We start from the raw sequence: 8,032 nt of genomic DNA on the forward strand, positions 1-8,032 counted from the left end.
CGACAAGGCGAACATTCACATTTAGCCCTTCATCCACATGAATTGAAATGGCTTGATTTGGAACAAACTTTGGCTCTGTTGTCATGATTGTTTTCCCAGCAGCGCTCTGGGGAAGTTCATCTTGTGCTCTTGCTTTTTCTGATTCATTTACAATATTAGGCAATACGACAAGTTCCATAAATTTTTTGATAAACGTCGATTTTCCTGTTCGGACCGCTCCAACCACACCTAAATAGATGTCACCGCCAGTCCGTTCAGCAATATCTTTAAAAATATCAACCTTTTCCACGTGATCCCCTCCCGATCAAGTAAAGATATAAGATTCGTCAATCTCCTGCTAATCTTGGACACTATCATATGTATGATGTTGTCCACAAAATATACCTTAGCAACTGAGAAGAACGGAAAGAAAGCATTTGATTTCTTTGACGAATCTCTCCTCACGTCAGCAAACGTGTGTACCGAGAAGGGGTTGTAAAAAAAGAATGCCCCCTTCCTTTTGTATGTATATGATCGGAAGAGGACATTATACCGTTCTTATTCATTGTTTTCATAAACATTTGGCAGGCTCATATCATAGACAGGCTCACCTTGCTCATTAATCGAATACGGAATCGAAAAAGCAGGGACAAATGGAGAACGCTCTACTAATAAGTCACGGATATCTTCTCCAGGCTCTACCTCAACATCACTTTCTTGCAGCAATATATTCAAATCCGTTCGATAGTCAATCACAATGTCCCCACCATTTGTAAGAAGTAATGGCAAATACGTATCATGATAAGGACTTGGTACGAGAGGAGCCTCTCGATAATTCAATGCCTCATAGTCAAGAGTAAAAAGACCGACATCTAAGATTTCATCCACAGGTGCATACGTGTGTTCACGCATATATTGATTTAGACGCTGCTGCAGCCGCTGAATCTCTTCCAATGGTCGTAAATCAATCAATTTAATTTCCGGTGCTTTGTCTACATTCACGAGCACATATTGAAACACGCCACCATTCTCGAAGGAGTTTCCTGGCGGCTGCTGTATATACCTTGGCACAAGCTGATTAAAGTCCACAGGGTATCGCTGATACACAACTGTATTGGCATCTCTCGTCTTTATCGGTAGAACACCTGTATCCGCCTGGAACTGGTTTACTGCTTGCTGCACCGCTTCAAGCTGGTCTGGATAAGGAACTTGATTTTCAGCTCGCTGTTCATCAGGGAGGAAGCACGCTGAAAGGAGCATTGTAAAGGCGGTCATCAACCCGAGCAATAAAACATTTTTCATCTTACATCCAACCTAACATATTCCAAAATTTTTAAAGTGATGCCGTTGGGCCACCAAGGACAATATATGCAACAATAAGTCCAGATACGACCAAGCATAAAAAAGAGAACGTAAGAACAATCTTTTGTACGACGCCCTTGAGCTTTTCACGGCTAAAAATTGCTGTAACGACTGAAATGAACATGAGAAATAGACCAATAAACGAAATCCACATATTCATTAATGGATCAGACATCATCAATACCTCCTTCACTCAACCAAATGCAAAAAATCATTGAATGCTTGTCCAACTTCACTATGCAACCACACATATAGTATAGCATAGCCATTTTTCTACCTGGGACGAAAGCTTGTCAATTCCGTTACTGATTGGGTATTGGAGAAGCGGGGCACACTTCCCCAATTTGACTAAACCCTTCTAGTAGCACGGCCCTAGATAATGTCCGTTCGCTATAGTCTATGCAACTCAATGTTTTTCGCTTGCACCATTCGCCTATCAGACATCATTTTTTGTTAAACATTTTCGCAAGAGACGCAAAGTCCATTGGCATATCATTATTTAATATCGCTTTTACAATTTGTTCTTCTTTTTCTTTTGGAACAGGAACATTGGCAAGCTTAGATACTTGACCAATTAAACGGCGAACCGTTGCTTCATCCCGCAAGTTTGCCTGACTAACTGAATCTGCCAATTTAAAAAGTTCGCTAGGGGTAATATTTGTCTTCTTTTGTATTTGATCAAAGAGTGAGTTATCTTTCTTTTGAGACATCAAGCGCCCTCCTTCATCGATAGTGTCAACATATCGTATGCGCTTGAAAAAAGTTGGTGCATAATTAGCCTAGCTAGCTTTTTTATTCAGTAGTTCTTACATATTGACAAGAATTCTATGCCATTCACACACCTACTACTTTTTTCTATAGTGGTAGGTTCTCACCGTTGAAAATGATATTTTCAACCTCATGCTTTTTGACACGCCCCATCAGCTCCTCGGCCGCCTCTTCAGGTCTCTTACTAGCAAAAAGGACCGAATGAAGCGCTGCTGTAATAGGCATTTCAACGCCAAGCTTTTCAGCTAGTTCATGAGCTGCTTTCGTTGTCCGAATGCCTTCTACTACCATCCCCATGCTTTCAAGGACTTCCTCTACCGTCTTTCCTTGACCAAGTAACTGACCTGCACGCCAGTTCCGACTATGGACACTCGTACATGTCACAATCAGATCACCTAACCCAGATAACCCAGCAAAGGTTAAAGGGTTTGCACCTAATTTCGTCCCAAGGCGGGCAATTTCAGCAAGTCCACGGGTCATAATGGCAGCTTTCGTGTTGTCCCCATATCCTAATCCATTTGTTAAACCACAAACAAGAGCAATGATATTTTTTAACGCGCCACCAATCTCAACTCCGATGAGATCTTCATTCGTGTATACACGAAATTGTGCGTTCATAAACAAGTCCTGTACCTTCTCAGAAGCCGAAGGGAAATTTGAAGATACCGTTACAGTGGTTGGTTGCCGCAAGCTTACCTCTTCCGCATGACTCGGACCTGAAAGTACAACAACGTTTTTCAGTAATTCTGTGTTTGCAAAGCCTTCCTCAATCATTTCCGATATGCGCTTATGTGTTCCAGGTTCAATTCCTTTGCTTCCGTGGACAATCGTCACCGGTTCCTTGACCGCATCTTTTAACAGTTGAACGGTTGGACGAATCGCTTTTGTTGGAACGACGAGAAGTACCGTTTCACAATCAAGCACCGCATCTTTTAGCGATGAACATCCAGTTATATTTTGAGGCAGCTTTGTGCCAGGAAGATATTTTTCATTCGTATGGGTTTGATTGATCTCATCGACTAGCTCTTTGCGTCTTGCCCATAAACGGACATCATGACCATTGTCTGCTAGAACGAGCGCAAGAGCAGTCCCCCAGCTCCCGGCACCAATGACCGCAACATTTGACATCGTATCAGCCCCTTTCTATCATCCACTTATGTACTAGGAAATTGTCGGTTTGTTTTTTTGACCAATCTTACTTTCTGTCCTAGAGAGCAGCCGTTGAATGTTCGTCCGATGGCGCCAGAATGACAAAACACAAACAATGACTGTTAAATAGAGATAAGCGATTGGGTAATGAAAGGTTGGAGCTAAAAAAAACGAAAAGATCGGTGTTAAAAAGACAAATAAAAGCGAACCGAGAGACACATAACGAGTAAAAATAATACTTAAAATCGCAATAATCCCAGCAAATAATGCTGTTAAAAACACAAGGCTCGCTAACACCCCAATCGTTGTGGCCACACCTTTACCGCCGCGAAACCCATAATAAATCGGCCAGTTATGCCCAACGATCGCTGCAAGCCCGGCTGCAGCAGGAAAAATCCCCAAATCATCTGGAGCAACAACTAGGGCGAGCACGACAGCTACAATCCCTTTTAGAATATCGAGGCTAAGTACAGCAATGGCAGGCCCAACCCCAAGGACACGGAGTGTATTCGTTGCCCCTGCATTCCCGCTTCCATGCTGTCTAATATCAACCTTTTTAATTTTTTTTGCGATTAGGTAACTAAAGCTAATGGAACCGAGTAAGTAACCGATAATAATTGAGGCGATTCCCATTATGAGCATTGGCTGCTCCCCCCCTTTTTTCTCCCACTTACACTAGTCGTTTTTCTTTCTAGCAATAATTTTTATCGGCGTCCCTTCAAATTCAAAGGTTGCACGCAAACGATTCTCTAAGAAACGAGCATACGAAAAGTGCATCAGCTCTGGATCATTTACAAAAAAGACAAATGTCGGTGGAGCAACAGCAACTTGGGTTACGTAATTAATTTTTAAACGCCTTCCATGGTCAGTAGGCGTTGGATTCATCGCGACAGAATCCATAATTAAATCGTTTAAGACATGGGTTGGTACACGTAATTGGTGGTTTTCATCCACTTTTTTCACAGTTGGAAGGACATGCTGTAAGCGCTGTTTCGTTTTTGCTGATAAAAACAAGATTGGTGCATAACTTAAAAATTGGAAATGATCACGGATTTTTTGCTCAAACTGATGCATTGTTTTATCATCTTTTTCCACAGCATCCCATTTATTTACAACAATAATAACTGCGCATCCTGCCTCATGGGCATAGCCAGCAATTTTTTTATCTTGTTCAATAATACCTTCTTCCCCATCTAATACAACAAGGACGACATCAGACCGTTCAATCGCTTTTAGAGATCGTAAAACACTATACTTTTCAGTGCTTTCATATACCTTGCCTCGCTTCCGCATCCCAGCCGTATCAATTAATACATAATCCTGTCCGTCTCGACTGAACGGTGTATCGACTGCGTCACGTGTCGTTCCAGGGATATTTGAGACAATTACGCGCTCCTCTCCTAATAGCGCATTAACAAGCGATGATTTTCCAACATTCGGTCGGCCAATTAAAGAGATTCGTATCGTCTCTTCATCATACTCTTGTTCATCTTCTTCTTTAAAATGCTTAATCACTTCGTCAAGTAAATCACCAAGACCAAGACCATGTGCACCTGAAATAGGAATAGGATTTCCAATTCCTAAAGAATAAAATTCATAAAGCTGGTCATGCATGTCAGGGTTATCAATTTTATTTACCCCTAAAACAATTGGCTTTTTTGACCGAAACAATAGCTTTGCAACCTCTTGGTCCGCTGCCGTAATTCCTTCACGTCCATTTACAATGAAAATGATGACGTCAGCCTCTTTTATCGCCAATTCAGCCTGTGCACGCATTTGCGTCAACAATGGCTCATCACCAATTTCAATTCCACCGGTATCAATGACATTAAACTCCCGGTTCAACCATTCTCCTTTACTATATATACGATCACGAGTGACCCCAGGCATATCTTCAACAATGGCCACACGTTCTCCTACAATTCGATTAAAAATCGTCGACTTTCCTACATTTGGTCGACCAACGATCGCTACAACTGGCTTTGTCATTTCGCCACAACCTTTCTTGTCAAAACAAACTTACGCTTACACGTTCATCACTAGCCCATTTATTTTACTAGAAGTTCTGATGCTTGTCGACCCTTCGGAAGCGGAAAAAGGGCTAAGCCCCAGTACAGGTTGAGAATATTCAATGGTACGCAATCGTAATATTATCTTGTTTCCATTTTATCCGGGATTTACATCGCTCTTGTTTGTAGATGGTCTCTCTGAATAGCTAGGCTGATTTGTTTGGCTTCATGCTTTGCTCACGCTCAATAAACAAAGCGAGACGGTTTGCAAGCCACTCCATCCCATACCAAATAGATACAAGACAAATTGCAATCGCTAGCACATCTAAAAACATTAAGCCTCCAATGACTCGCTCATGAAAGGCATAACGAAACCCTAACCCCGTTAACCACTCACCTTGAGCAAGACCTAAGAATAAAACGGCAACCCTTCGTTCTTTCTTTGCACCTAGAATAAGGAGCATGATCGCCATGATGCTACCAAGCAGCCAGCTTCGTTCGACGAGTAGCATCACTGGGTCAAACACCTCAAGAAAATGAAACGTTGCATACGATGCAGAAAGTAACCATGTAATGATGCATAAATACAGCAGAGAGTATAAAGGTTCGTTCCTTAATTGATAATAGCCATACACTTGTAACAGCAGACACGAAATACCAACTTCAAAGCTTAAGAAGTCAGTGGTTACCGAACTGAAAATGATTAGTCCAAGAATACCGACAGTTGCTTGCATGCGCAGCTTTTTCTTCGGAAAAAAGAACGTAAGAATGACCCAAAAAATCCATGCAAACCAAAAGAAATAAAATCCTTCCATGACAAGACCTCCTCATCATGAAGTATCGGCGAAAAATCAAAAACCTAATCATGTACAGTAGAGACGTTAAGTTTGGGTAAGCTAATACTGAAGAATGTATAAGGAGGCAAAAGGTATGGGTAAAGACCGTCAAGAAAAGAAATTGAAGGAATTAAGAAGAGTAGAGTCTGACAGGGATCAATCATTGAGGCATAAAGGCGCAGGTAGACTGGATACACCTGAAGAAGCTCGAGATGACCAACGTCCTTAAATGATAAAAAAAACGAGGTTGACTCAGAACAAGGGATAACGCCCTAAGAGTCAGTCTCGTTTTATCTTTGGCTAAATGACTGTGTATTAATCCCTCGTTGCTGTAACCAATGATACGTTTCACCTGTAATCACGAGAGGAATGGTATGTAGCCTTGCTACAGAGTTAACACCAAGAGCAGCCAGCGCAAAAGCAATTTCTTCTGTTATTACCTCTACCTCATCAGCCACTGCAGCTTGTCCCCGCTCCATAAGCACTTTCAAAAAATAACCAGCAATTCCTACCGCCGATGCCCCAAGCGCAATGGATTTTACAACCTCGCTCCCTGTTTGTACGCCCCCTGAACTGATGACTGAAAGGTTTTTAGACATTTGTGACACTTCAACAATTGATGCCGTCGTCGTCATCCCCCAATCATTGAATAAATGCAATGAACGTGAGCGACGTTCGTTTTCGATCTTCGAAAAATTGGTACCGCCAAAACCACCGACATCCACAATCAGCACACCGATGTCTTCTAGTTTTTTTGCTGTTTCGCGGCTCATTCCGAATCCAACTTCCTTTACAATCACAGGGACATGCAATCCTTCCACGATGTTTTCAATTCGCTTTAACATCCCTGTAAAGTCCCGATCACCTTCTGGCATAACAAGCTCTTGTATCACATTGAGATGAATCTGCAACGCATTCGCCTCAATCATTTCAACCGCTCGTTTTCCCTGTTCTACGGTTGCTTCACTGCCAAGATTGGCAATAATAACACCATGGGGGTTTACTTCACGAACGACACGATAGCTTTTTTCTTGCTCAGGCTCTTTTATCGCCGCCATTTGTGAGCCAACAGCCATTCCAATCTTTTTATCTGCAGCAATTTCTGAGAGTTGACGGTTAATCGCTTCCGTTCGTTCTCCACCGCCCCCTGTCATGGCATTGATAAAAATCGGCGAACTTAACAAAAGTTCGCCGATTTTTGTCGAAAGATTTACGTCCTCCACCCGTGTTTCTGGAACACTATTATGAACAAAACGTATATCATCAAAGCCGTGGGAGCGCTGCTGACCAATTGATAAAGCATGGTTAATATGGTCTAATTTACGAGCCGCTCGACTCACGCGCATCACCTATTCATTATGATTTATATTTTTTCAGCTGATCACCGATCATATCCCCTAAGGAAAAGCCCGTATGCTCGTCTTCAGAAGATTCATTTGCTTCATAAGAGCCGTAATCATTCTCTTCATTTTCAAGGAGCTCACGAATGCTTAGAGAAATTCGCTTTTCAGCAATGTTCACATCAAGAACTTTTGCTTCAACCTTTTCTCCTTCACTTAGGACTTCACCTGGTGTACCGATATGACGGTTCGCAATTTGAGAAATATGCACAAGCCCTTCGACTCCAGGTGCAACTTCCACAAACGCTCCAAATGAAACCAATCGTTTCACAGTTCCTTCAATGATTTGTCCTGGTTCGATTTTTCCTGCAATTGTTTCCCAAGGACCAGGTAAGGTATCTTTAATTGACAAAGAAACACGTTCACTTTCTTCATCTACAGACAACACCTTTACCTTTACGGTGTCACCTTCTTTCACAACATCTGATGCACTCTCTACACGATGATGTGCAAGCTGAGAAATATGAACAAGTCCATCTACACCACCGACATCGACGAAAGCTCCAAAGTCCGTTAAGCGCTGAACCGT

10 protein-coding genes and 1 pseudogene are annotated in these 8,032 nt (G+C 42.1%); 1 reads left to right on the forward strand and 10 read right to left on the reverse strand.

Features of this window, described 5'->3' with window-relative positions:
- The 8 genes and pseudogenes from BLT_RS0112010 to BLT_RS0112045 form a co-directional block, all read right to left on the reverse strand.
- A pseudogene (locus BLT_RS0112010) lies at window positions 1-289 on the reverse strand (stage IV sporulation protein A); the annotation flags it as partial.
- Window positions 290-537: 248 nt separating this feature from the next.
- Complete coding sequence (locus tag BLT_RS0112015; RefSeq protein WP_017728044.1) at window positions 538-1,281, reverse strand: hypothetical protein; 744 nt, start codon at window positions 1,279-1,281, stop codon at window positions 538-540.
- A gap of 31 nt (window positions 1,282-1,312) precedes the next feature.
- Complete coding sequence (locus BLT_RS0112020) at window positions 1,313-1,516, reverse strand: DUF2768 domain-containing protein (protein WP_017728045.1); 204 nt, start codon at window positions 1,514-1,516, stop codon at window positions 1,313-1,315.
- Window positions 1,517-1,784: 268 nt separating this feature from the next.
- Window positions 1,785-2,051: a stage VI sporulation protein F gene (locus BLT_RS0112025; RefSeq protein WP_017728046.1), complete on the reverse strand. Its 267-nt coding sequence runs from the start codon at window positions 2,049-2,051 to the stop codon at window positions 1,785-1,787.
- A gap of 145 nt (window positions 2,052-2,196) precedes the next feature.
- On the reverse strand, window positions 2,197-3,237 hold the full coding sequence (locus BLT_RS0112030) for an NAD(P)H-dependent glycerol-3-phosphate dehydrogenase (protein WP_017728047.1): 1,041 nt from the start codon (window positions 3,235-3,237) through the stop codon (window positions 2,197-2,199).
- 33 nt (window positions 3,238-3,270) lie between these two features.
- Window positions 3,271-3,900, reverse strand: coding sequence for a glycerol-3-phosphate 1-O-acyltransferase PlsY (gene plsY / locus BLT_RS0112035; RefSeq protein WP_017728048.1), 630 nt, complete (start codon window positions 3,898-3,900; stop codon window positions 3,271-3,273).
- Window positions 3,901-3,933: 33 nt separating this feature from the next.
- A complete protein-coding gene (gene der / locus BLT_RS0112040) occupies window positions 3,934-5,247 on the reverse strand; it encodes a ribosome biogenesis GTPase Der (RefSeq protein WP_017728049.1) in 1,314 nt (437 codons plus the stop codon).
- A gap of 226 nt (window positions 5,248-5,473) precedes the next feature.
- Window positions 5,474-6,082, reverse strand: coding sequence for a YphA family membrane protein (locus tag BLT_RS0112045; protein WP_017728050.1), 609 nt, complete (start codon window positions 6,080-6,082; stop codon window positions 5,474-5,476).
- 115 nt (window positions 6,083-6,197) lie between these two features.
- Between BLT_RS0112045 and BLT_RS23160 the strand changes: the two genes are divergently transcribed.
- Window positions 6,198-6,332 (forward strand): YpzI family protein, encoded by a 135-nt coding sequence (locus BLT_RS23160; RefSeq protein WP_017728051.1) that lies wholly within the window; start codon window positions 6,198-6,200, stop codon window positions 6,330-6,332.
- 61 nt (window positions 6,333-6,393) lie between these two features.
- Here BLT_RS23160 and fni read toward each other — a convergent pair whose 3' ends face one another.
- Together fni and BLT_RS0112060 are read right to left on the reverse strand one after the other, a co-directional pair.
- Window positions 6,394-7,443: a type 2 isopentenyl-diphosphate Delta-isomerase gene (gene fni, locus BLT_RS0112055; RefSeq protein WP_017728052.1), complete on the reverse strand. Its 1,050-nt coding sequence runs from the start codon at window positions 7,441-7,443 to the stop codon at window positions 6,394-6,396.
- 16 nt (window positions 7,444-7,459) lie between these two features.
- Window positions 7,460-8,032, reverse strand: a 573-nt coding sequence (locus tag BLT_RS0112060; RefSeq protein WP_017728053.1) for a S1 RNA-binding domain-containing protein, incomplete at its 5' end; no start/stop codon positions are given.

This window comes from Halalkalibacterium ligniniphilum (genome assembly GCF_000334155.1).
Classification (GTDB): Bacteria; Bacillota; Bacilli; order Bacillales; family Bacillaceae_D; genus Halalkalibacterium; species Halalkalibacterium ligniniphilum.